The following is a 21,251-nucleotide window of genomic DNA, read 5'->3' on the forward strand; positions in this document are numbered from 1 at the left end:
GCCGCCGGGCGAGGGACGCGTCCCGAACAACACCGGTTCTCGGCCGTAGCGCGACGGTTCATGCGCTGGCAGCGCCGCCCAGTGGCTGCCCAGCGAAGGATCCGCCAAAACAGCGAAGATTCAGCCCGAGGAGCGAGGTCACCAATGCTCGCTCCCCACCACGAACCCTCGCCCCTCCCTGCCGGGACCTCCAGGATCCGAGGTGGTGGCCGCAAAGCGCGGAAAGCATGCCGGGCAGCACCGTACGGCGCCCCGAGATCGCGGCACCTACGATCGCTCCATGAGTACGCCGCCACCGGACACCCGAGCCACCAGTTTCGGCCGCGCGGGCCGCAGCTACGACCGGGCGCGGCCGGAGTACCCCGCCGACGCGGCCGCCTGGCTGCTGGCCGGGACCACCGAGGTGGCCGACGTCGGCGCCGGGACCGGCAAACTGACCCGGCTGATCGCCGACACCGGTCGCACGGTGACCGCGGTCGACCCCGACCCGGAGATGCTGCGGGTCCTCGCCGAGCGCTCCCCCGCGATCCCGACCCGCACCGGAACCGGTGAGGCGCTGCCGCTCCCGGACGCAAGCGTCGACGCTGTGACCTTCGGGCAGGCCTGGCACTGGGTGGATCCGGTCGCGGCGTCGGCCGAGGCGGCCCGGGTGCTGCGGCCGGGCGGGATACTGGGGCTGATCTGGAACATCCGGGACGAGTCGGTGCCCTGGATCGCGGCGCTGACCGAGATCATCACGCCGAGTGCCGCCGAACTGCTCATCGCCGAGCACGGCGTACGGGTGGCGGCGCCGCTGGGTCCGCTGGTCGAGCAGAGCTGGACCTGGATCCGTACGCTCACCCCCGACACCCTGCTCGAACTGGTCCGCTCACGCAGCGCCTATCTGGTCGCCGACCCGACCGCCCAGCAGCAAATGGTCCGGGGCGTCCGGGACCTGCTCGCCGGCCACCCCGACCTGACCGGGCGGGACACCTTCGCCATGCCGTACCGGACCGTGGCCTATCGCAGCACGCGCCCCTGAACCACCGGCCTCACCCGGCCCGCAGGTTCTCCAACACCTCGTCCAGGTCGTCGGGGACGACCAGAACCTCACGCGACTTCGATCCCTCCGAGGGCCCGACCACGCCCCGGGTCTCCAGGATGTCCATCAGCCGCCCGGCCTTGGCGAAGCCGACGCGCAGCTTGCGCTGCAACATCGAGGTGGAGCCGAGCTGGTTGTTGATCACCAGTTCCGCGGCCTCCAGCACCAATTCCAGGTCGTCGCCGATGTCCTCAGCAACCTTCTTGGCCGACTCCGCCGGGGCCGCCACATCCTCGCGGTAGTTGGGCTTGAGCTGTTCGGAGACGTGCTCGACGACCGCCCGGATCTCCTTCTCGGTGACCCACGAGCCCTGGACCCGGATCGGCTTGGACGAGCCCATCGGCAGGAACAACCCATCACCCTGACCGACCAGCTTCTCCGCACCCGGCTGATCCAGGATGACCCGGGAGTCGGTCATCGAGGAGGTGGCGAACGCCAGCCGGCTGGGCACGTTGGCCTTGATCAGACCGGTGACCACATCGGTGGAGGGACGCTGCGTCGCCAGCACCAGGTGGATCCCGGCGGCGCGGGCCAGCTGGGTGATCCGGACGATCGAATCCTCGACGTCCTTGGGCGCCACCATCATCAGGTCGGCGAGCTCGTCGACGACCACCAGCAGATAGGGATACGGCTCCAGCACCCGCTCCGATCCGGCCGGCGGCTGCACCTGCCCGTCCCGGACGGCCTGATTGAAGTCCTTGACGTGCTTGAAGCCGAAGTTGGCGAGGTCGTCGTAGCGCATGTCCATCTCGCGGACGACCCACTGCAACGCCTCGGCGGCCTTCTTCGGGTTGGTGATGATCGGCGTGATCAGGTGCGGAATGCCCTCGTAGGCGGTCAGCTCCACCCGCTTCGGGTCCACCAGGATCATCCGGACCTCATCCGGAGTGGCCCGCATCATGATCGAGGTGATCAGCGAGTTGATGAACGACGACTTACCCGAACCGGTGGCACCGGCGACCAGCATGTGCGGCATCTTGGCCATGTTGGCCAGCACATAGCCGCCCTCCACGTCCTTGCCCAGCCCGACGGTCATCGGGCTGTGGTCGGCCCGGGCCTTCGCCGAGCGCAACACGTCACCCAGCGACACGATCTCCTTGTCGATGTTGGGGATCTCGATCCCGATCGCGGACTTCCCGGGGATCGGGGACAGGATCCGGACATCGGCGGAGGCCACGGCGTACGCGATGTTCTTGCTCAGGGCGGTGACCCGCTCCACCTTGACCGCCGGCCCCAGCTCCACCTCGTAGCGGGTGACGGTCGGGCCTCGGGTGTAGCCGCTGACCCGGGCGTCGATGTTGAACTCGTCGAACACGTTCGCCAGGGCCTCGACGATCTTGTCCGAGGCCTGACTGCGCGCCTTGGGGGCATCGCCGGGCTTCAGCAGATCCGCCTCGGGCAGGGTGTAGGAGACATCGCCGGACAACTGCGCCACGCGCTGCGGCATCGGCTCGGTGCTCGGCCGCTCCGGTTCCGGCGGCTCGGCCACTCCCGGCGGAAGGCCGGCGGTCACCTTGGCCGGCGGCTGCGCCTTCGGCTGCAGGTCCGCGGTGGCCCCCATCGCTTCCCGGGCCGAGCGCAGATCCACCGGTTCGGAGAGCGCATTCACGTCGAAGACGCGGTCCATCAGCTCCGAGGCCAACCCGTCGACCTCGGGCCGCGGGGTCCGGTCCAGATGGACGTAGTCCTCCGCGGCAGCCGGCTCGACCGGCTCCGGTGCCGGCCGGGGCTGCTTCTTGCGTGCCCGCGGCTTGGGCGTCGGGCGTGGAGCCGGCTCCTCCTCGAATTCCGGCTCCGGCTCGTCGTGGATCAGCGGGCTGTCGTAGGCCCGTTCGTCCAACCCGTACGCCAGTTCGGCCTTGCGCTGATTCCGCTCATCGGCGAAGGTCCGGACCCGGTTGGACAGCTCGTACAGCGGGATCCCGACGACCACCAACACCCCGAACAGGGTCAGCAGGATCAACAGCGGGATCGCCACGTACACCGTCAGCAGGTCGGCGATCATGCTCGAGGAGACATAGCCGAGCATGCCCCCGGAGGCCCGAATGGCATCCATCTGATCCGGCCGCGGAATGCCGTCGGACAGGCTGACCAGGCCGAGCCCGCCGAAGGTCAGGGCGGCCCAGCCGAGCCCCTGGCGCCCGCCGGAACCGTTCGCGGCCGGGTTGCGGAGCGTACGCCAGGCAATCCAGGCGACCAGGATCGGCGCGGCGAAACTGACCCGGCCGATCACCGTGGACACCCCGAAGCGGATCGCGTCACCCACCGGCCCGGGCAGCCCGAACCAGAATCCGGCGGCCACCACGATCGCCACGGCCAGCAGGAAGAAACCGATCCCGTCCCGCCGCAGCTCCGGCTCCACCTCGCGGCTGCCGCCGACCGAGCGGGCCACCGTCCCCGTGCCCAGCGCCAGGCCGCCGTAGATCGCGGCCAATCCGCGCCCCAGCATCCCGAGCAGGGAGGGCCGCTCGGGCTGGGTGGTCTTGCGGGTGCCGGTCCGCGCCGGCGGTTTGCGCGCGCTCGGCTTGCCCGTCGAACCCTTTGCCGGTGTCTTACGGGTGGGATTGGGTCCCTGGGTCCGCGAACCGGTCGCAGCCTTTTTGGGCGCGCTACCGGTTCGCGCGGGGGAAGTCGCGCGGGTGGCCATGGTGCTGACCCTAGGCGAGGGCACCGACAAAACCTGTGAGTCCACGCCGGGTGCCCTCGATCCGGGGGTCAGGCGTAATGGTCCCAGCCCTGGCTGCCCTCCCACGCGGCCCCGTCCACGGTCACCGCGACCGTGCCCGACTCGGCCGGTAGCACTACGCCGATCTCCACCCAGTCGGCCGGGACCGCGCCGGGCGGGAAGGTCGCGGCCAGCGCGTGGTCCTCCCCGCCGGTGAGCACGAACGTACGCGGGTCGGCCCCACCCAGGGCCGCGGCGACCGCGAACAGCGGATCCGGGACCTCGATCGTGTCAGCCCGCACGTCGATGCGTACGCCCGAGGCCTCCGCGATGTGTCCGAGGTCGGCCAACAGCCCGTCGGACACGTCGATCATCGCCGTGGCCCCCGCCTCGGCCGCCTGGATCCCCGCACCGTAGGGCGGCTCCGGGGTCTGCTGCGCGGCCACACACGCCCGGGGGGACCGAAAGCCCCGCTGCAGCACCGCCAGCCCCGCCGCCGCCCAGCCGATCCGCCCGCGCAGCGCGACGACGTCCCCGGGCCGCGCGCCCGAGCGCAGCACCGGCGCCCGGTCCCCGGTCTCGCCGAGCGCGGTCACCGTCAGCGTCACATCCCGCGAGCGGGTGATGTCGCCCCCGACCAGGGCCACCCCGGCCCGGGCCGCCTCCTCGCGCATCCCCGCATGACAGTCCCGGGCCCACTGCGCCGGCAGGTCCGCCGGGGCGCAGAACGCGACGACCACCGCGACCGGGCGGGCGCCCATCGCCTCGATATCGGCCACATTGACCGCGACCGCCTTGCGCCCGATCTGCTCGGCGGAGGACCAATTGCGCCGGAAATGGACCCCCTCGACCAGGGCATCGGTGCTGACCACCAGATCGCCGCGCAGCCGCACCACCGCACCGTCGTCCCCGGGCCCGAGCCGGACCCGGTCATCGGCGGCCAGCCCCGCGGTCAGTTGCGCGATCAGCGCGAATTCTCCGGTCTCGCCGAGGGTCATACGGAATCCTTTCACTGCAGTCAGCCGACACGGTAGCGTGAGCCCGATGCCCCGGACGGGGGCGACCGTGCCGCTTCACCACTGCTGGAGCGAGAGCCGAGAGGTGTGAACGATGAGTGTTGAGGCGTACATCCTGGTCCAGACCCAGGTGGGTCGCGCGGCCGAAGTGGCCGGCGAGATCCGCAAGATCGAGGGTGTGGTGCTGGCCGAGGATGTCACCGGCCCCTATGACGTCATCGTGCGGGCCGAGTCCGACACCGTCGACGCGCTGGGCCAACTGGTGGTGGCCCGGGTGCAGTCCGTGCAGGGAATCACCCGGACGGTGACCTGCCCGATCGTCCGGATTTGAGCCCGGTGCCACCGCTGACCCGGCGGGCGGTCCCCGGGGCGCTGGCCGCGCTGGTCCTGCTGTCGGCGTGTACGCCGGCCGCGGTCGACGTCACCGCCCCGAGTCCGGACTCGGCGACCGCGGCCATCTGCGGCCCGCTGCTCGCCGAGGTCCCCCGCACCGTCACCGATCTGCCGCAGCGCACGACCACCAGCGAATGGACCCGGGCCTGGGGAGATCCGCCGGTCGCGCTGGCCTGCGGAGTCGCCAAACCGGCCGCGATGCAGCAGGATTCCCAGTGCTTCGAGGTGAACGGCGTCGGCTGGTTCGCGGAGCCGGCCACCGGTGGGTATGTGTTCACCACCCTGGGGCGAGCGGCGTACGTGCAGGTGAACGTACCGGCCCAGTACTCCCCCGAGGCGAACGTGCTGACCGAGTTCAGTGCCGCGATCAACGCGCACGACCCGGTGCAGCAGCCCTGCGTCTGAGCTGGCACTCCCCCGCTTCACCGCGGGCGCAGCGGCCGCCCGAGCAGCCGGGTCAGCGCAGCCCGAGCGGCCGGGTCAGGGCCAGCGTGATCAGGTGATCGATCAGATCCGGATAGGCCACCCCGGCATGGGCCCACACCCGCGGGAACATGGAGAACTCGGTGAACCCGGGCATCGTGTTGATCTCGTTCACCACGACCACGCCGTCGGCGGTGAGGAAGCAGTCGACCCGGGCCAGCCCCTCGCAGGAGACCGCCTCGAAGGTCCGTACGCCGATCTCCTGCACCTGCGCGGCGACCTCGGCGGGCAGGTCGGCGGGAACGTCCAGGGACACCTGCTTCTCCGGCAGGTACTTCGCCTCGAAGTCGTAGAAGGCATCCTCGGTGTGCATCCGGATCTCGGCGACGCTGGAGACCAGCGGCGCTCCCCCGTTGAGGTCCTGCAGGACGCCGCACTCGATCTCGCGGGCGCCGACGAAGCCCTGCTCGACGATCACCCGGGGGTCGTAGGACTGGGCGTGCTCGATCGCGGCGTCCAGCTCGTCGGGGCCGGTGACCCGGCTGATTCCCAGGGAGGATCCGCCCCGGGCCGGCTTCACGTAGACCGGGTAGCCGAGGTCGGCGATCCGGGCCCGGCAGGCGTCCGGCTGCTCGGCCCACTGCCGCGGCAGCACCGCGGTCCACGGGCCGACCGGGAGGCCGGAGTCCTGGATCACCTGCTTCATCACGATCTTGTCCATGCCGACCGCCGACGCGGTGACGCCGGCTCCGACGTAGCGCAGGCCGAGCATCTCGAACATGCCCTGGACGGTCCCGTCCTCCCCGAAGGTGCCGTGCAACAGGGCGAAAACCGCGTCCACGGGGTGCTCATCGATCAGCCGGTCCCCGTCCCGGGTCGCGATCGAGACCCGGCCGGGCCCCTCGCGCAACCAGACCGCCTCGGGCACGTCCTCGGGGACGGCCGGCAGCTCCTGACCGACCGTTCGCAGGCCGCGGACCCGGTCGATCGGAATCTGGGTCCAGCGGCCGGTGCGGGTGACGCCGATCCCGATCACGTCGTAGCGCTCGGAGTCGATGGCGTTGGCCACGCCGGCGGCGGTGAGGCAGGAGACGCCGTGTTCGCTGGAGTCGCCGCCGAAGACCAGCGCCACAACAGGCTTGCGGGTCGGTTCGGTCACAGTCGTCGGTTCAGTCACAAACATGGAATCTTTCACCCGGTGCTCGGCTTTGGCAATTCGTTCGTCCCGGGGCGCGACTCATTCGCCGGGCAGGACCCGTCGCTGCAGCTTGTGGTTCCAGCGTCCGGGCGGCGGTTGTTCCCCGCGGATGTCGGCCACCTGGTCGGTGATCGCGTCCAGGATCCGGTCGGTCGCGGCCTGCAGCGTCTCCCGGGACGGGTCCGGGCCGCGCAGATCGGACAGATCGACCGGTTCCCCGGCCGACACCGTGATCGTCGGTTTGCCCCACTTCGGCAGCGCGAGCTTCTTGCCACCCAGCACGTGCTGGGCCCCCCATTGGCCGACCGGAATCACCGGACACCCCGATTCCAGCGCGATCCGGGCGGCGCCGGTACGCCCGCTCATCGGCCATCCCTCGGGATCGGAGGTGATCGTCCCCTCGGTGTAGACCACCACGCACTTGCCGTCGTTGACCGCCGCCACCGCGTCGCGGACGGAGTTGATCGCGTCGGCGGTCCCCCGATCCACCGGAATCTGGCCGCTCGCGCGGGCCAGCGACCCCAGCAGCGGGGTCCGGAAGATGTCGCGCTTGGCCAGGGCGTACGGCATCCGGCCGGCCCAGCCGATGAAGTGCGCGATCACCACCGGGTCGAAGTTCCCGATGTGATTGGGCGCCACCAGCACACCACCGGTGCGGGGGATCCGGTCCTGGTTGCGCCACTCCAGGTGTGTCCCGCGGGAGACCACCCAGCCGAGAAAGGCGACCGTACGCCGCAGGGCGACCGGTCCGGGTTCGAGATCGACACTGCGCAGGGGCCGGCGGGCCAGCGCGTCAGAAGTGTTGGGCACTGCACCACTGTAGACGGCGATCTGACACGATCGGGCCGTGAATTCCGTGCCCGCTGCCAAGTTTCCGACTCCCGCCTCCCGCACCCGCGGCGAGACCGTGATCGCCGTGGTCCCGGTGAAGGACCTGGCCACGGCCAAGTCGCGGCTGGGCGGAGTGGATGCGCTGCGGCAACGGCTGGCCCTGCTGATGGCCGCGGACACGATCCGGGCGTTGAACGCCGTGGTCGATCGGGTCATCGTGGTCTCCGAGGTGCCCGGGATCGGGTCCTTCCTGCGCCGCTACGGAGCGCACGCCGATGTCCTCGGGGACCCCGGGACCGGTCTGAACGGCGCCTTTGCCGCCGGCGCGGAGCAGGCGCTGGCGCTGGGCGCCGATGTGGTGGTGGCGTGTGTCGCTGATCTGCCGGCCCTCACCCCCGCCACGATTCGCGCGGTCCTGGACCAGCTGCCCCGACCCGGGCGCGGGTTCGTTCCCGACGCCGAGGGCACCGGCACGTGTCTGGTCCTGGCCGCCGGCGTCGAGCTCGCCCCGGCGTACGGCCCGGACTCGGCGCGCCGGCATCGCGACTCCGGGGCGCTCGAGCTGACCGCGGCCGCGGCCGAGCGGCTCGACATCGATGCGACCACCGATCTGGTCAGCGCCGCGCCGGGGGTCGGTCCGGCGACCTCGTCGGTCCTGGTCGATGGGCAACTCGGCGAGCATCTGGTGGCCACCATCGCCGGTCCCGGCGAGCGCGGATGGACCGCCGTCACCGCCGCCGGCGTACGCATCGCGGTGCCGGCCGCCGCTGTCGAGCCGGGGCTCACTCCGCGCCCGGGCCAGCGGGTCCACCTGGTCACCGGATCCGCCGGTCCGATCAGTTGCTGGATCTGACCCCGGACCCCTACTGCGGCCGGTCAGGCCACCTCGGCGCGGGCCCAGGCAATCGCGGCAGCGACGTCGACCCCGTAGGTCGCGCCGGTGTAGGCGGTCAGTTTGCCCGCCCCGCGTTCGACCAGGCGAATCGCCCCGATCCGGTTGCCGCGGGCGGCATGGGTCACCCCGACGCAGAGTTGCGCCAGCCCCTGCCAGAAGTCTCGTTCGTCGGACGGCGCGGCCTTCCAGCGGGCCTCCAGCACCTCATGCGCGGAGAACGCGCGCCCCTGGGCGATCAGCTCTCGCGCGAACGCCAGGGCTTCCTGCGGCGGCAAGGGCTCCTCCGAAACCGGCTCGACGCCCTGCACGCCGTAGGGCAACGGTCGCCCGAGCGCATCCCGGGGACGTGGCTGGCGAGGGCCCAGCGGCTTGCGCACCATCATTCCGCGCCCCTTCCGCGCGCCCGTCCCGGTGCGCCCCAGACTATCCCGCAGCAACGCCCGGGGCCCCGCCCACTGCGGAGCAACCCGACCGACGGAACACAGCCGGGCCGGCAGAACACCCCACTGGAGTGCCCCACCGGCCCGGCCGCTGCAGCAGCACTGCGTCAGTGCGTCAGCTCTTCCCCTCGCCGAAGAAGACCTGGGCCTGGGTCCGGAACCGGGCCACCTGCTCGACCTGAACCCAGTGACCCGCGTTCGGGAACACGTGCAACTGGGCGTTCGGAATCCGGGAGGCGAAATGGGTTCCCGCGGCGAACGGGATCATGTTGTCCTCCCGGCCGTGCACGACCAGCGTTTCGTGCTGGATCGAGGCCAGTTCCTCATCGGAGTAGACCAGCGCCCCGCCGGCGGGGTCGAAGGTCGCCAGGTGAGCTGCCTTGATGTGCTCCCGGGTCGCCTTGGCCACCCGGTCGGTGGCGATCTGCTGGACGGTATCGCCGAACATGTCGACGTTGTACACGAACCGGCCGATCAGGCGCAGCATCGCCGCCTCGGTCGGGTCGTCGTAGAACTGCACCATCGTCACCAGGTCCGGGGTCGGCGGGATCGGGGCCCCGCCCGATCCCATCAGCACCATCCGGTCGAAGCGCTCCGGCGCGGTCAACACCATCCGCAGCGAGTACATCCCGCCCATCGAGTTGCCGACCACGTGGGTCTTCTCGATCCCCATGGTGTCCAGCAGGTGCAGCAATACCTCCGACCGCGCCGCGGCCGATGCCGGAATCCCGCGCGGCATCGGGTCCAGGTGCTCCGATTCACCGAAGCCGGGCACATCCGGCGCGATGTGATGGTAGCCGGGCATCGAGGTGATCAGCGCCTGCCAGTTCGACAGGGAACTGACCCCGGGGCCGGAGCCGTGCAGCCACAGGATCGGCTGGTCGCCGGCATTGCCGGTCTCGTAGACCCGCAACCGCAGCCCATCGACCCGGACGTCGCTTTCCCGCAATTCGAGTTCGGTCACTTGAGGGCCTCCGACACCATCTTCGGCGGCCGGTGACCCCAGCTGCTGAGCCGGTCGTAGGTGGTGACCTCCCACGATTCCTCATCGTCGATGATCAGGCCACCCCAGCCGTACTCGATGGCGAAGCCCGAGGGGGTCTGCACGTAGAAGGAGAACATCTCGTCGTTGGGGTGCATGCCCAGGGTCATCACCAGCGGGATCCGGCGATCCAGAATCCGGTCGTAGGCCAGCCCGACATCGGAGATCGTCTTGACCTCGATCATCAGGTGGTTGGCCTTCTTCGGGATCGGCATCTCGGCGAAGGCCAGCGTGTGGTGGCGGCCGTTGCAGTGGGTGAACGCGGCATCGACCAGCATCCCGGGTGCGATCTCCTGCTGGATGTAGTCGCTGAGGATGAACCCGAGCAGAGCGTAGAAGTCCAGCATCTCCTGGCGCCCGCCCGGGGCACACATCAGGAACAGGTGGCCCAGGCCGCCCGGCGAGGTCATGAAGCCATTGACGCCCAGCGGGGACTCGAACGGCGTTTCGGCCAGCGCCATCCCGGTGACCAGTTCGACCCGGTTGCCGTTCGGGTCGGTGACCACGGCCATCCGCTGCACCTGGCGCAGGGCGAGGTAGTCGGCGGTCCCGTCGGTGACCCCGTGGCCGGCCGACTTCAGATCGGCGACCAGCGCGTCGAAGGTGGCGTCGTCGGCGACCCGGAAGCCGAGCGCGGTCAGGTCGTCCGCGGCGCCCTCCCGGATCTGGATCCGGTGGGCAAACTCATCGATCCGGTACGCCAGGCGTCCGGCGCCGGCCTCGACCGACTGCAGACCGAGCACATCCTCGGCCAGGGTTCGCCAGGCGGCCAGATCGGAGGCTTCGACCTCGATGTAGGCCAGTTCTTCAACTGTTGACATATGTGTTTCTCCTTGGTGTGGGGTGTGCGGGATCAGGCGTTGACCGGTGCCGGATCGTCGGTCGGGGCGGCGGGCACCGGCGAGGCGACCGCGGAGCCCGCGACCGGGACGGCCAGTCCGGAAATGTCACTGGCGGCCACGAACCGGTCCGGACGCACTGCGATCACCCGGGCCCCGAAACCGCGCATCCAGGCCAGCAGTTCGCCGTGCAGGTCGACCAGGTCGTCCTCGCCCACGGTGGCCTGGTCGGCAGCCCGGACCGCGCTGTAGCGGGCGTTCAGCTTGTCCCAGCCGGCCTTCTCCTCGGCCGTGAGGACCTCGGTCGGGTCGACGTTGTCGCCCAGCAGGACGAAGCCGCGGCCGAGCAGGTCATCCAGTGGCGCCAGGACGCCGCGCGTGTTCGCGAGCTTGGGCTGGATGACCATCTTGCCCTCGATGTGGCCCGGGGCCAGGTTGCCCCGGGCCCAGCCGGCGGCGAGCATCGGCGGCCACAGCAGCGGCGGCAGCTGGGGCTCCTCGCCGGGCTTCGGCGCGAGGGCGGCCTGTTCCTCTTCGGTGAGTTCCTGCTTGATGATCTTGCCGAGGTTGATCGCCACGTCGGTGAAGAAGGCGACGTTCGGCCGGCGCTCGGCCTCGTAGGTGTCGAGGACCTCGTCGGGCAGCCGCCCGGCCAGCACCTCGCGCAGCTTCCAGGTGATGTTGAACGCATCGCGGATGCCGGACTGCATCCCTGCCCCGGCCCACGGCGGCATCATGTGTCCGGCGTCGCCGAGCAGGAAGATCCGCCCGTCCCGCCAGCGATCGGCGGCGCGGATGTGGTGCCTGTAGAACGCATGCTGGTGGATCTCGATGTCGTCATGCGAGACGCCGAGTGCCTCCAACAGCGGCCAGACGTCCTCGTTGGTGGCGAAGTCGGATTCCTGCTCGTGGTCGTTGAGCGGGATCTCCCAGCGATGGTTGCCGCGGGCCAGCGCGATGTCGACCACCGGGCGCTGCTTGTCCGACCAGAAAGTGAGGATGTGCCGGTTCGGCCACCACCGGCGCACGAAGGCGTCGATCACGACCCAGCGCACTCCCAGGGTGTCGCCGGTCAGCGGGATCTCCAGCTGGGTCCGGGTGCGGCTCGAACCGCCGTCGCAGGCCAGGGCGTACTTGGCCCGAATCTTGGTGATCTCACCGCCCTCGACCCCCTGTTCGCAGTAGGAGACGGTGACGCCGTCGGCGTCCTGGGTCACGTCGACGACCTCGGCGCCGTACCGGACGTCAACACTCTCGTGCTTCTTGGCGGCCTCGCGCAGGGTCGCTTCCATCAGCGGCTGGTAGATGGCGTACGAGGTCGGGTGTCCGTACCGGCCCGGCGGGAAGGTCAGGCCGAAGATCTCGGTGCCGTCGTAGCGGACCCAGCGCAGTGCCTCGGTCTCGTCCATGTCCTTGATCAGGTCCTCGTCCAGCCCGAGAGACTGGAAGCAGCGCATGGTCCAGTCGTTCACGGTGACGGCGCGGGCGCGCTGGTAGAGATCGCGGTCCTTCTCCAGCGCGATGCACGAGACACCGTCCTCGCCGAGATTGAGGGCCGAAGCGACCCCGGAGGGGCCGTAGCCGATGATCACGACGTCGGTGTCGTAGGTGGTCGCATTACTGCTCATCGTTGAGTCTTCCTGCCGTAAGCGTGGGATGCCCGGGGGCCGACGGGGATTCCGCCGGCCACCGCGGCTGCGGTGGTCAAAAAGAGGCGACTCGGCGCATGGTGGACAGCCCCGCGAAAAAGACCTGTCAGGTACCTCGGAGTGGGGTCGGCGAATCCGTCACGGAATCCACCTGACCCACGATCTCCGGGAGCGCAGCGGGGCGATTGGCCCCACTCTAACGAGGCTCACCGGACACCGTGCGCGGGACCCGTTCCGGTCAGCGGACCGGTCGATCGAACGTTTCGATCTCCAGTACCCCGACGCCCCACGCGGTCCGGGCGCCGACGGAGGTGTAGCGGCCCATCCGGAGCAGCCAGTCCACCAGGGTGCGGGTGAACTCGTCCCCGGTGCAGTGCCAGTCGACGGTGCCCACCGCGATCCGCGGGGCGCGGGCCCGGGACCGGGGGTCGGCGGGCTCGATCCGCTCGGTGGTGAGGGAAACATCGCTGACCACGATCGTGGAGCAAATCTCGTCGTCGATCCGGAACCCGGCGCCGCCCCCCATCCCGACGTACAGCCGCTGCTGAATGCTGTTCAACACCAGCCGGGGCGAGGGCCAGGGCTGCCACATCGAGTTCGCCCGGAAGGTGACGCCGGTGGGAAACTTCAATCGCCACCGGTGCCGCGGGACGCCGACGAAATCGGCCGGCCCGATCAGGTGCTCGACCTCGGTCACGGTGGTCACCGCCCGCCCGAAGGTCACTGTGCGCCCGACCCGGACGCGTTGCCGCAGCAGGTCCGGCAGGTGGGCGTCCACCAGCGCGAGTTCCAACTCCACCACCCGGGGGCCACGCATCCGGGGTTGGACCAGATAGGTCAGGACCGGCGAGGGCCGCCCCGGCATCCGTTCAGCATCGTCGTGGAACCAGTCGGCGACCGCGGCATGGATACCCACCGGCGTCGGCCGCAGCGTGGCCGCGCAGCCGGGAACCAGTTCACAGCGCACCCGCCATCGGCTGACCGCCACCGCACCCCTCCCCGATCGGCCGCCGGGGTTCCCCGGCAGACTGCCCACAGCCTAATGCCGCCGCCCCGACCCCGGGAGAACAATCGGGGCCGACGGGCCATCACAGGGATGGTCCGTCGGCCCCGGAGTGCCGTCGGCGAGCGGTCAGGCGGTGGTGACCGGCTTGAACGACGGCCGGCCGGCCTCGAAAGCGGCGATGTCGGCCTCGTGACGCAGGGTCAGGCCGATGTCGTCGAGCCCCTCCATCAGCCGCCACTGGGTGTAGTCGTCGATCGCGAACTCGGCGCGGAAATCACCGGCGGTGATGGTCTTGGTGCCCAGGTCGACGGTCACCTCGGTGCTCGGGTCGGCCTCGATGGCCTGCCACAGTTGCTCCACCTGCTCCTGGCTGATCACCGCGATCAGCAGGCCGGCCTTGCCGGAGTTGGAGCGGAAGATGTCGCCGAAGCGGGAACCGATGACGACCTTGAACCCGTAGTTCTGCAGCGCCCAGACCGCGTGTTCCCGCGACGAGCCGGTGCCGAAGTCGGGGCCGGGGACGAGGATGGTGCCCTTGGCGTACGCGTCCTGGTTGAGCACGAACTCCGGATCCTGACGCCAGGCGGCGAACAGGCCGTCCTCGAAGCCGGTCTTGGTGACCCGCTTGAGGTAGACCGCCGGGATGATCTGGTCGGTGTCGACGTTGCTGCGGCGCAGCGGCACCGCGGTGCCGGTGTAGGTGGTGAACTTCTCCATGATCAGTGTCTCCTTCGGCTCACAGATCGGCGGGCGAGGACAGGGTGCCGCGCACGGCGGTGGCCGCAGCCACGGCCGGGGAGACCAGGTGGGTGCGGCCCCCCTTGCCCTGCCGACCCTCGAAGTTGCGGTTGGAGGTGGACGCGCTGCGCTCACCGGGCGCCAGTTGGTCGGGGTTCATCCCCAGACACATCGAGCAGCCCGCGAAGCGCCATTCGGCTCCGGCCTCCAGGAAGATCTTGTCCAGGCCCTCGGCCTCGGCGTCCAGCCGGACCTTCGCCGAGCCGGGCACGACCAGCATGCGTACGCCCTCGGCGACGTGATGGCCCTGCAGCACCGACGCCGCCAGGCGCAGGTCCTCCAGGCGGCCGTTGGTGCACGACCCTAGGAAGACGGTGTCGACCTTGATCTCACGCAACGGGGTGCCGGCGGTCAGGCCCATGTACTGCAGCGCATGCTCGGCGGCGCTGCGCTCCACCTCACCGGCGAAGGACGACGGCTCGGGCACGGTGGCCCCCAGCGGCGCACCCTGGCCGGGGTTGGTGCCCCAGGTGACGAACGGGGTCAGTTCGCTGCACTCGATCACGACCTCGGCATCGAAGACGGCATCGTCGTCGGTGCGCAGCGTCTTCCAGTACGCCACCGCGGCGTCCCACTCGGCACCCTTGGGGGCGTGGCGACGGCCCTCCAGGTAGTCGAAGGTGGTCTGGTCCGGGGCGACCAGACCGCCGCGGGCACCCCACTCGATGGACATGTTGCAGATGGTCATCCGGCCTTCCATCGACATGTTCTCGATGGCCTCGCCGCGGTACTCCACCAGGTAGCCCTGGCCGCCGCCGGTGCCGACCTTCGCGATCAGCGCCAGGACCGCGTCCTTGGCGGTGACGCCGGCGGGCAGATCGCCCCGGAAGGTCACCGCCATCGTCTTCGGCTTGGCCTGCGGCAGCGTCTGGGTGGCCAGCACGTGCTCGACCTCGGAGGTGCCGATGCCGAAGGCGATCGACCCGAAGGCGCCGTGGGTGGCGGTGTGCGAGTCGCCGCAGACCACGGTCATGCCCGGCTGGGTCAGGCCCAGCTGCGGGCCGATGATGTGCACCACGCCCTGGTTCGCATTGCCCAGCGAGTAGATCGGGACGCCGAACTCCTCGGCGTTCTTGCGCAGCGTGTCGACCTGGGTCCTGGAGACGGGGTCGGCGATCGGCTTGTCGATGTCGAGGGTCGGGGTGTTGTGATCCTCGGTGGCCAGGGTCAGGTCGGTCCGACGGACCGGACGGCCGGCCTGCCGCAGCCCGTCGAAGGCCTGCGGGCTGGTGACCTCGTGCACCAGGTGCAGGTCGATGTAGAGCAGATCGGGCTCGCCCTCGGCGGAGCGGACGACGTGGTCGTCCCACACCTTCTCGACCAGGGTGCGGCCTCGACTCGAGTTGTCTCCCATGCTGTTGTCCAAACTGCGAGATGCGGATATCATTACTTGGACAGTCTACGGCTCCGGGTGAACTTTCGGCAACCAATCGCGAAAATTCCGGAGCTTCCGCGGCGGGTGGGATTCCCGACGGGATTCATAGTTTCGCAGTTAATCGTTTCAAGGGCAGGTTCATGATGGACAACTCCAGCGGGGTGGGCGTACTCGACAAGGCGGCCCTGGTGCTGAACGCACTCGAGACGGGCCCCACCACGTTGGCCGGCCTGGTCTCGGCGACCGGTCTGGCCCGACCGACCGCGCACCGGCTCGCGGTCGCGCTGGAACACCACCGGTTCGTCGGCCGGGACCTGCAGGGCCGCTTCGTGCTGGGTCCGCGACTGGCCGAACTGGCCGCCGCGGCCGGCGAGGATCGCCTGCTCGCCACCGCCGGCCCGGTCCTGACCCGGCTGCGCGACATCACCGGCGAGTCGGCGCAGCTGTACCGGCGGCAGGGCGATGTCCGGATCTGTGTGGCCGCGGCCGAGCGGATGTCCGGCCTGCGCGACACGGTCCCGGTCGGCAGCCAGCTCACCATGGCCGCCGGATCGGCGGCCCAGGTGCTGCTGGCCTGGGAGGAACCCGAGCGGATGCAGCGGGGACTGAAGTCGTCCCGGTTCTCCGCGGTCGCGCTGGCCGCGGTCCGGCGCCGCGGGTGGGCGCAGAGCGTCAGCGAGCGCGAGCCGGGGGTGGCCTCGGTCTCGGCCCCGGTGCGCTCCCCCTCCGGCAAGGTGATCGCCGCGCTGAGCGTGTCCGGTCCGGCCGAGCGGTTGACCGATCAGCCCGGACGCCTGCACGCCCGCGCGGTGATCGCCGCCGCCGACCGACTCTCGGAGGTGCTGCGGCACAACGGCACCGAGGCCTGAGCCCCCTAGGATTCCGAGCATGCGTTCCAAGACCTGGCTGTCCCCTGCCCTGATCGGGCTGCTCGGCTCGGTCCTGGTGGCGTTCCTGCCGTTCAGCGTCGGCTATCTGCCCGACGACCTGCTCGGCTGGTTCCATCGCCACCTGTGGTGGGTGCGTACCGGCAACGGCCGCTGGATGTTCCGGATCCTGGCCCTGGCCGGCTCGGTGCTGCTGTTCTGGGCCTGGCTGCGGCTGCACCCCCGCCACGGTGCCGCGCCGCGCCGCCGGATCGCCGCCCTGTGGGCGCTGCCGATGCTGCTGATCCCGCCGTTGCAGACCGCCGACCCGTGGGCGTACGCGGCCCAGGGCTGGCTGCTGCTGCAGGGGCAGAACCCGTACGAGGTGGTGATGGGCGTACCCAGTCCGTTCACCGCCGGGATCTACTCGGCGTGGCTGGACACCACCGCGGTCTATCCCCCGCTGGCGCTGTGGGCCCAGGCGGGGCTGGTCGCGCTGAGCGGCTCGCATCCCTGGTGGTCGATGATCGCGATGCGGGTCCTGGCGGTGGCCGGGTTCGCCGGGATGGTCGCGCTGGCGGCCCCACTCGCGCGCCGGTTCGGGATGAACCCGGCGGTCGCGCTGTGGGGCATCGCGCTGAATCCACTGATGCTGACCCAGTTCGTCGGCGGCGCGCACAACGACGCGGCGATGCTGGCGCTGGTCCTGGCCGCGTTCTACGTGGCCCGGCGCTGGCAGGCGCAGTGGGTCGGGATCGTCGGCTCGATGGCCCTGATCGGGCTGGCCGCCGGATTCAAGCAGACCGCGGTGATCGCCGCGGTCGGGGTCGCGCTGGTCACGCTCACCGACCGGCAGCGGCGTACCTGGTCCTGGCCGCGGATCGGCCTGCGGGTGCTGCTCTGCGGCGCGATCGGCGGCGCGGTCTTCCTGGGGACCTCCTTTGCCACCGGGCTCGGGTTGGGCTGGCTGAACCCCACGGCGGGCAACCCGAACGGGGTCATCTCGCATGCGCCGCTCAGTTGGATCCGCCAGTTGCTGGTACGCACCCTGGGGCTGCCGGCCGGCGGTGTCGACCCGGTGATCACGGTGGTCAGTGCGGTGTTGTTCCTGGCCGCGGCGGTGTGGCTGCTGCGCCGGTTCGGCCGATCGCGTCCGGTGCTCGCCACGGCGTGGATCCTGATCGCCTTCGCGCTCACCGGGGCAGCCCTGCAACCGTGGTACGTGCTGTGGGGTGCGGCGCTGCTGCCGCTGTGCCGGATTCCGGCGCGCACCGCCCGGATCTGCGTGGCGATGATCGGCGCACTGCTGCTGTCGTGCGTCCTGCAGGAACAGTGGCCGCCGACGATCACCGCCCCGTTGTCGATGGTGCTGGCTGCGGTCTGGTTCCGGTGGGGGCGGCTGGGTCCCCCGGTGGCCCCGCGTCCGGCTTGAATCACGCCTCGGCCGGGGGCGGCTGCGTGCTAGGTTGACCGCCATGACGCAGCCCGACACACCGTCTCCGAGCGAGGATTTCGTCCGCACCGCCGTCCGTGCCGACAACGCGCAGGACACCTTCGCCGGGCGAGTGCAGACGCGGTTCCCACCCGAGCCCAACGGCTATCTGCACATCGGGCACGCCAAGGCGATCTGCGTCGATTTCGGGATCGCCGCCGACTTCGGCGGCGTCTGCAATCTGCGTCTGGACGACACCAACCCCGACGTCGAGGAGACCGAGTTCGCGCAGTCGATCGTCGACGACGTGACCTGGCTCGGGTTCGCCATCCCCGACCCGGTGCGGCACGCCTCGGACTACTTCGACCAGCTGTACGCCTGGGCGGAGCACCTCATCGGGGCCGGGCTGGCGTACGTCGACGATCAGGACACCGAGGTCATCTCCGAGCAGCGCGGTGGCTTCGGCAAGCCGGGCATCGAGTCGCCGTATCGGACCCGGACGCCGGAGGAGAATCTGGATCTGTTCCGCCGGATGCGGGCCGGGGAGTTCGCCGACGGGTCGCGGGTGCTGCGGGCCAAGATCGACATGCAGCACGAGAACATGCAACTGCGCGACCCGATCATGTACCGGATCCGCCGGGTCACCCATGACCGCACCGGGGACACCTGGTGCATCTACCCCACCTACGACTGGGCGCATGGGCAGTCCGACGCGCTGGAGGGGGTCACGCACTCGCTGTGCACGCTGGAGTTCGAGTCGCACCGGCCGCTGTACGACTGGTACCTGGCCCAGTTGCCGCTGCCCGGCGACACCCCGCGGCAGATCGAGTTCGCCCGGCTGGAACTGACCCACACGGTGACCTCGAAGCGGCGCCTGGCGAAGCTGGTCACCGAGGGCACCGTCGACGGCTGGGACGATCCCCGGCTGCCGACCCTGCGCGGCCTGCGCCGGCGCGGCTACCCGGCCGCCGCGATCGTGGACTTCTGCAACTTCATCGGCATCACCCGGACCAATTCCCGGCACTCGATCGAGATGCTGGAATCCTTCGTCCGCCGGGAACTGAACCGGGTCGCGCTGCGCCGGATGGCCGTGCTGCGCCCGCTGAAGCTGGTGCTGGACAACTGGCCCACCGATGCCGACGGCGCGCCCGTGGTGGAGTGGTTCGAGGTCGCCAACAACCCGGAGAATGAGGCCGACGGCACCCGCCGGGTCCCGTTCACCGGGGAGCTGTGGATCGAGGCCGACGATTTCGCTGAGGTGCCGCCGCCGAAGTTCTTCCGGCTCTCCCCGGGCCGCGAGGTGCGGCTGCGCGGTGCGTTCCTGGTCACTGCGACCGACGTGGTCAAGGACGCCGAGGGCACCGTGGTCGAGGTGCATGCCACCTACGATCCGGAGTCGAAGGGCGGGACCGCGCCGGACGGGCGCAAGGTCAAGTCGACGATGCACTGGGTGTCGGCACCCCATGCGCAGACCGCCACCGTGGCGCTGTATGACCGGTTGTTCACCGCCGAGGCCCCCGGGGAGCGTACCGGGGAGCCGCTGGACGACCTCAACCCGGATTCCCAGGAGATCCTGACCGGGTGCCGGGTCGAACCCGCACTCGGGGAGACCCCGCCGGGCGCGGTGGTGCAGTTCGAGCGCCTCGGCTACTTCGCCCACGACCCGCGCACTCCCCTGCTGTTCCACCGCACCGTGGGGCTGCGCGACGAGTGGGCGGCGATCCAGAAACGCCAGGGCAAGTAGACGCCGGCCACCGGTGACTAAAGTGACTGGTGTGATTGCTGAGAATGCCCGGTCGCTGTATGAGGTCATCAACTCTCGCCGGGACACCCGCCGGGAGTTCACCGGCGAGCCGCTCGCCGAGGACGTACTCCAACGGCTGCTCTCCGCGGCCCATGCGGCCCCCTCGGTCGGGATGTCCCAGCCCTGGGACTTCATCGTGGTACGCGATCCGGGCACGCTGAACGCGTTCGCCGAACACGTCGCCCACGAGCGGGACACCTATGCCGCGACCCTCACCGGGGAGCGTGCCGAGACTTTCGCCCGGATCAAGATCGAGGGCATCCGGGAATCCGGGTTGGGCCTGGTCGTCGGCTACGACCCCACTCGCGGCGGCCCGAACGTGCTCGGCCGGCACGCGATCGCCGATGCCGGGCTGTTCTCGGTGGTGTGCGCCATTCAGAACCTGTGGCTCGCGGCCACCGCGGAAGGCCTCGGGGTCGGCTGGGTGTCGTTCTACCGGGAGCAGACGCTGGCGTCGCTGGTCGGCCTGCCCGCACCGGTCCGTCCGGTGGCCTGGCTCTGCCTGGGCGCCGTATCGACGCTGCCGGACGTCCCCGACCTGGAGCGCTACGGGTGGCGGCACCGCTCACCACTGGCCGGCGTGGTGCATCGGGAACGCTACTCCCCGCGGCCGAACTGAGCCCGGCTCAGCCGAACCGAACCCCGGCGTGCATCTCCCAGACCAGCACCTCGGCCGGTTCGAGAGCGGTGACCCGCTGCCCGCCGGTGGCGGTGAAGCGGACCGCGTCGCCGGTGCCCAGGCGGCCGGCCCCCTCCAGGTCGACGCTGCCCCGCGGGATGAACAGATGCAGGTAGGGCGCCGCGGGCAGTTCGACCGATTCCCCCGGCTGCAGCCGGGCGGCGTGCAGGGCGGCGTACTCGTTCTTGATCCGAATCGCGGCGGCGTCGGCGTACTGGGGCATGCCGGTGGCGATGGTGGCGAACTTGCCGGCCAGGTCCGCGGGAGCGACCTCGACCTGTTCGTAGCCGGGGGTGATCCCGGACTCATCGGGGATCACCCACATCTGAATGAAGTGCACCGGATCCTCGTGCTTGTCCCGGGTCGGGTCGGCGCGCCAGGAGTCGTTCTTCTCCGAGTGCATGATTCCGGTGCCGGCGCTCATCCGCTGGGCCAGGCCGGGATAGATGATTCCGTTGTTGCCCTCGGAATCCTGGTGGACCAGGGAGCCCTGGATCACCCAGGTGACGATCTCCATGTCCCGGTGCGGATGGGTCTCGAAGCCGGTGCCGGGTGCCACGATGTCGTCGTTGTTCACCAGCAGCAGGCCGTGGTGGGTGTTGCGCGGGTCGTGGTGCTGGCCGAAGGAGAAGGAATGGTGGGAGTCCAGCCAGTCGATCTTGGTGGCGAACCGGTCGGCGGCGCGGCGGATGTCGACGCCTGGGGTGATCTCGGTGGTCATGGGAATCCTCTCGCCCGATCTGCAACCAGAATAGTTGAACTCTAAATCATTTACCAGACACTGACCCAGGAACGACGACGGGCCCCGCCCTGCCGGCG

The 21,251-nt window shown here is 70.2% G+C and carries 20 protein-coding genes; 8 read left to right on the top strand and 12 right to left on the bottom strand.

Features of this window, described 5'->3' with window-relative positions:
- The first annotated feature begins 280 nt into the window (after positions 1-280).
- Positions 281-1,021 (top strand): class I SAM-dependent methyltransferase, encoded by a 741-nt coding sequence (locus G531_RS0108750; RefSeq protein WP_026926958.1) that lies wholly within the window; start codon positions 281-283, stop codon positions 1,019-1,021.
- Between the two features lie 10 nt (positions 1,022-1,031).
- On the opposite strand, the gene G531_RS0108755 is transcribed toward G531_RS0108750, so the two are convergent.
- Together G531_RS0108755 and G531_RS0108760 are read right to left on the bottom strand one after the other, a co-directional pair.
- On the bottom strand, positions 1,032-3,473 hold the full coding sequence (locus G531_RS0108755; protein WP_026926959.1) for an FtsK/SpoIIIE family DNA translocase: 2,442 nt from the start codon (positions 3,471-3,473) through the stop codon (positions 1,032-1,034).
- Positions 3,474-3,796: 323 nt separating this feature from the next.
- On the bottom strand, positions 3,797-4,744 hold the full coding sequence (locus G531_RS0108760) for a thiamine-phosphate kinase (RefSeq protein ID WP_035758412.1): 948 nt from the start codon (positions 4,742-4,744) through the stop codon (positions 3,797-3,799).
- A 112-nt stretch (positions 4,745-4,856) separates the two neighbouring features.
- Between G531_RS0108760 and G531_RS0108765 the strand changes: the two genes are divergently transcribed.
- Positions 4,857-5,093 (top strand): Lrp/AsnC ligand binding domain-containing protein, encoded by a 237-nt coding sequence (locus tag G531_RS0108765; protein WP_026926961.1) that lies wholly within the window; start codon positions 4,857-4,859, stop codon positions 5,091-5,093.
- 5 nt (positions 5,094-5,098) lie between these two features.
- The gene (locus G531_RS0108770; protein ID WP_026926962.1) at positions 5,099-5,560 is read left to right on the top strand and encodes a DUF3515 family protein; all 462 of its coding nucleotides are present in this window, start codon (positions 5,099-5,101) and stop codon (positions 5,558-5,560) included.
- Positions 5,561-5,612: 52 nt separating this feature from the next.
- Here G531_RS0108770 and G531_RS0108775 read toward each other — a convergent pair whose 3' ends face one another.
- Complete coding sequence (locus G531_RS0108775; RefSeq protein WP_245630464.1) at positions 5,613-6,755, bottom strand: D-alanine--D-alanine ligase family protein; 1,143 nt, start codon at positions 6,753-6,755, stop codon at positions 5,613-5,615.
- Positions 6,756-6,815: 60 nt separating this feature from the next.
- The gene (locus tag G531_RS21500) at positions 6,816-7,586 is read right to left on the bottom strand and encodes a lysophospholipid acyltransferase family protein (RefSeq protein WP_051215274.1); all 771 of its coding nucleotides are present in this window, start codon (positions 7,584-7,586) and stop codon (positions 6,816-6,818) included.
- A gap of 37 nt (positions 7,587-7,623) precedes the next feature.
- Between G531_RS21500 and cofC the strand changes: the two genes are divergently transcribed.
- Complete coding sequence (gene cofC / locus G531_RS21505; protein ID WP_051215275.1) at positions 7,624-8,460, top strand: 2-phospho-L-lactate guanylyltransferase; 837 nt, start codon at positions 7,624-7,626, stop codon at positions 8,458-8,460.
- Between the two features lie 23 nt (positions 8,461-8,483).
- Here the strand turns inward: cofC and G531_RS0108790 are convergent, their stop codons facing one another.
- The 7 genes from G531_RS0108790 to leuC all read right to left on the bottom strand — a co-directional run bounded on the left by G531_RS0108790 (position 8,484) and on the right by leuC (position 15,630).
- Positions 8,484-8,885 carry a DUF309 domain-containing protein gene (locus G531_RS0108790; RefSeq protein WP_145978654.1) on the bottom strand — a complete coding sequence of 134 codons (402 nt, stop codon included), beginning with the start codon at positions 8,883-8,885 and terminating at the stop codon, positions 8,484-8,486.
- A 172-nt stretch (positions 8,886-9,057) separates the two neighbouring features.
- The gene (locus tag G531_RS0108795) at positions 9,058-9,906 is read right to left on the bottom strand and encodes an alpha/beta fold hydrolase (protein ID WP_026926965.1); all 849 of its coding nucleotides are present in this window, start codon (positions 9,904-9,906) and stop codon (positions 9,058-9,060) included.
- Positions 9,903-10,805: a VOC family protein gene (locus tag G531_RS0108800; protein WP_026926966.1), complete on the bottom strand. Its 903-nt coding sequence runs from the start codon at positions 10,803-10,805 to the stop codon at positions 9,903-9,905. Before G531_RS0108800 ends, G531_RS0108795 begins: the two co-directional genes overlap by 4 nt.
- Before the next feature lie 32 nt (positions 10,806-10,837).
- Positions 10,838-12,451 carry an FAD-dependent monooxygenase gene (locus tag G531_RS21510; protein WP_081683975.1) on the bottom strand — a complete coding sequence of 538 codons (1,614 nt, stop codon included), beginning with the start codon at positions 12,449-12,451 and terminating at the stop codon, positions 10,838-10,840.
- A gap of 259 nt (positions 12,452-12,710) precedes the next feature.
- On the bottom strand, positions 12,711-13,460 hold the full coding sequence (cas6, locus tag G531_RS0108810) for a CRISPR system precrRNA processing endoribonuclease RAMP protein Cas6 (RefSeq protein WP_026926967.1): 750 nt from the start codon (positions 13,458-13,460) through the stop codon (positions 12,711-12,713).
- Between the two features lie 144 nt (positions 13,461-13,604).
- On the bottom strand, positions 13,605-14,195 hold the full coding sequence (leuD, locus tag G531_RS0108815) for a 3-isopropylmalate dehydratase small subunit (protein WP_026926968.1): 591 nt from the start codon (positions 14,193-14,195) through the stop codon (positions 13,605-13,607).
- Between the two features lie 19 nt (positions 14,196-14,214).
- A complete protein-coding gene (gene leuC / locus G531_RS0108820) occupies positions 14,215-15,630 on the bottom strand; it encodes a 3-isopropylmalate dehydratase large subunit (protein WP_026926969.1) in 1,416 nt (471 codons plus the stop codon).
- 164 nt (positions 15,631-15,794) lie between these two features.
- Here leuC and G531_RS0108825 point away from each other — a divergent pair, with 164 nt between their 5' ends.
- Genes G531_RS0108825 through bluB form a run of 4 tightly spaced genes read left to right on the top strand, consistent with a single transcriptional unit; the run spans position 15,795 to position 20,372 of the window.
- Positions 15,795-16,520, top strand: coding sequence for an IclR family transcriptional regulator (locus G531_RS0108825; RefSeq protein WP_026926970.1), 726 nt, complete (start codon positions 15,795-15,797; stop codon positions 16,518-16,520).
- Positions 16,521-16,539: 19 nt separating this feature from the next.
- A complete protein-coding gene (gene mptB, locus G531_RS0108830) occupies positions 16,540-17,949 on the top strand; it encodes a polyprenol phosphomannose-dependent alpha 1,6 mannosyltransferase MptB (protein WP_026926971.1) in 1,410 nt (469 codons plus the stop codon).
- Between the two features lie 43 nt (positions 17,950-17,992).
- Positions 17,993-19,693, top strand: coding sequence for a glutamine--tRNA ligase/YqeY domain fusion protein (locus tag G531_RS0108835; RefSeq protein WP_026926972.1), 1,701 nt, complete (start codon positions 17,993-17,995; stop codon positions 19,691-19,693).
- Between the two features lie 31 nt (positions 19,694-19,724).
- Entirely contained in the window at positions 19,725-20,372 is a 648-nt protein-coding gene (gene bluB / locus G531_RS0108840) for a 5,6-dimethylbenzimidazole synthase (protein ID WP_026926973.1), read from the top strand.
- Between the two features lie 7 nt (positions 20,373-20,379).
- On the opposite strand, the gene G531_RS0108845 is transcribed toward bluB, so the two are convergent.
- Positions 20,380-21,153, bottom strand: coding sequence for a pirin family protein (locus G531_RS0108845; protein ID WP_026926974.1), 774 nt, complete (start codon positions 21,151-21,153; stop codon positions 20,380-20,382).
- Positions 21,154-21,251 lie beyond the last annotated feature (98 nt).

This window comes from Granulicoccus phenolivorans DSM 17626 = NBRC 107789 = JCM 15570 (assembly GCF_000423085.1).
Taxonomy (GTDB): Bacteria; Actinomycetota; Actinomycetes; order Propionibacteriales; family Propionibacteriaceae; genus Granulicoccus; species Granulicoccus phenolivorans.

What these genes read in the sequence shown, in the direction of transcription:
- G531_RS0108750 (WP_026926958.1), top strand. Translation starts at nt 281, where the DNA reads ATGAGTACGCCGCCACCGGACACCCGAGCCACCAGTTTCGGCCGCGCG.
- G531_RS0108760 (WP_035758412.1), bottom strand. Translation starts at nt 4,744, where the DNA reads ATGACCCTCGGCGAGACCGGAGAATTCGCGCTGATCGCGCAACTGACC.
- G531_RS0108765 (WP_026926961.1), top strand. Translation starts at nt 4,857, where the DNA reads ATGAGTGTTGAGGCGTACATCCTGGTCCAGACCCAGGTGGGTCGCGCG.
- G531_RS0108790 (WP_145978654.1), bottom strand. Translation starts at nt 8,885, where the DNA reads ATGATGGTGCGCAAGCCGCTGGGCCCTCGCCAGCCACGTCCCCGGGAT.
- G531_RS0108800 (WP_026926966.1), bottom strand. Translation starts at nt 10,805, where the DNA reads ATGTCAACAGTTGAAGAACTGGCCTACATCGAGGTCGAAGCCTCCGAT.
- G531_RS21510 (WP_081683975.1), bottom strand. Translation starts at nt 12,451, where the DNA reads ATGAGCAGTAATGCGACCACCTACGACACCGACGTCGTGATCATCGGC.
- leuD (WP_026926968.1), bottom strand. Translation starts at nt 14,195, where the DNA reads ATGGAGAAGTTCACCACCTACACCGGCACCGCGGTGCCGCTGCGCCGC.
- leuC (WP_026926969.1), bottom strand. Translation starts at nt 15,630, where the DNA reads ATGGGAGACAACTCGAGTCGAGGCCGCACCCTGGTCGAGAAGGTGTGG.
- G531_RS0108825 (WP_026926970.1), top strand. Translation starts at nt 15,795, where the DNA reads ATGGACAACTCCAGCGGGGTGGGCGTACTCGACAAGGCGGCCCTGGTG.
- mptB (WP_026926971.1), top strand. Translation starts at nt 16,540, where the DNA reads ATGCGTTCCAAGACCTGGCTGTCCCCTGCCCTGATCGGGCTGCTCGGC.
- G531_RS0108835 (WP_026926972.1), top strand. Translation starts at nt 17,993, where the DNA reads ATGACGCAGCCCGACACACCGTCTCCGAGCGAGGATTTCGTCCGCACC.
- G531_RS0108845 (WP_026926974.1), bottom strand. Translation starts at nt 21,153, where the DNA reads ATGACCACCGAGATCACCCCAGGCGTCGACATCCGCCGCGCCGCCGAC.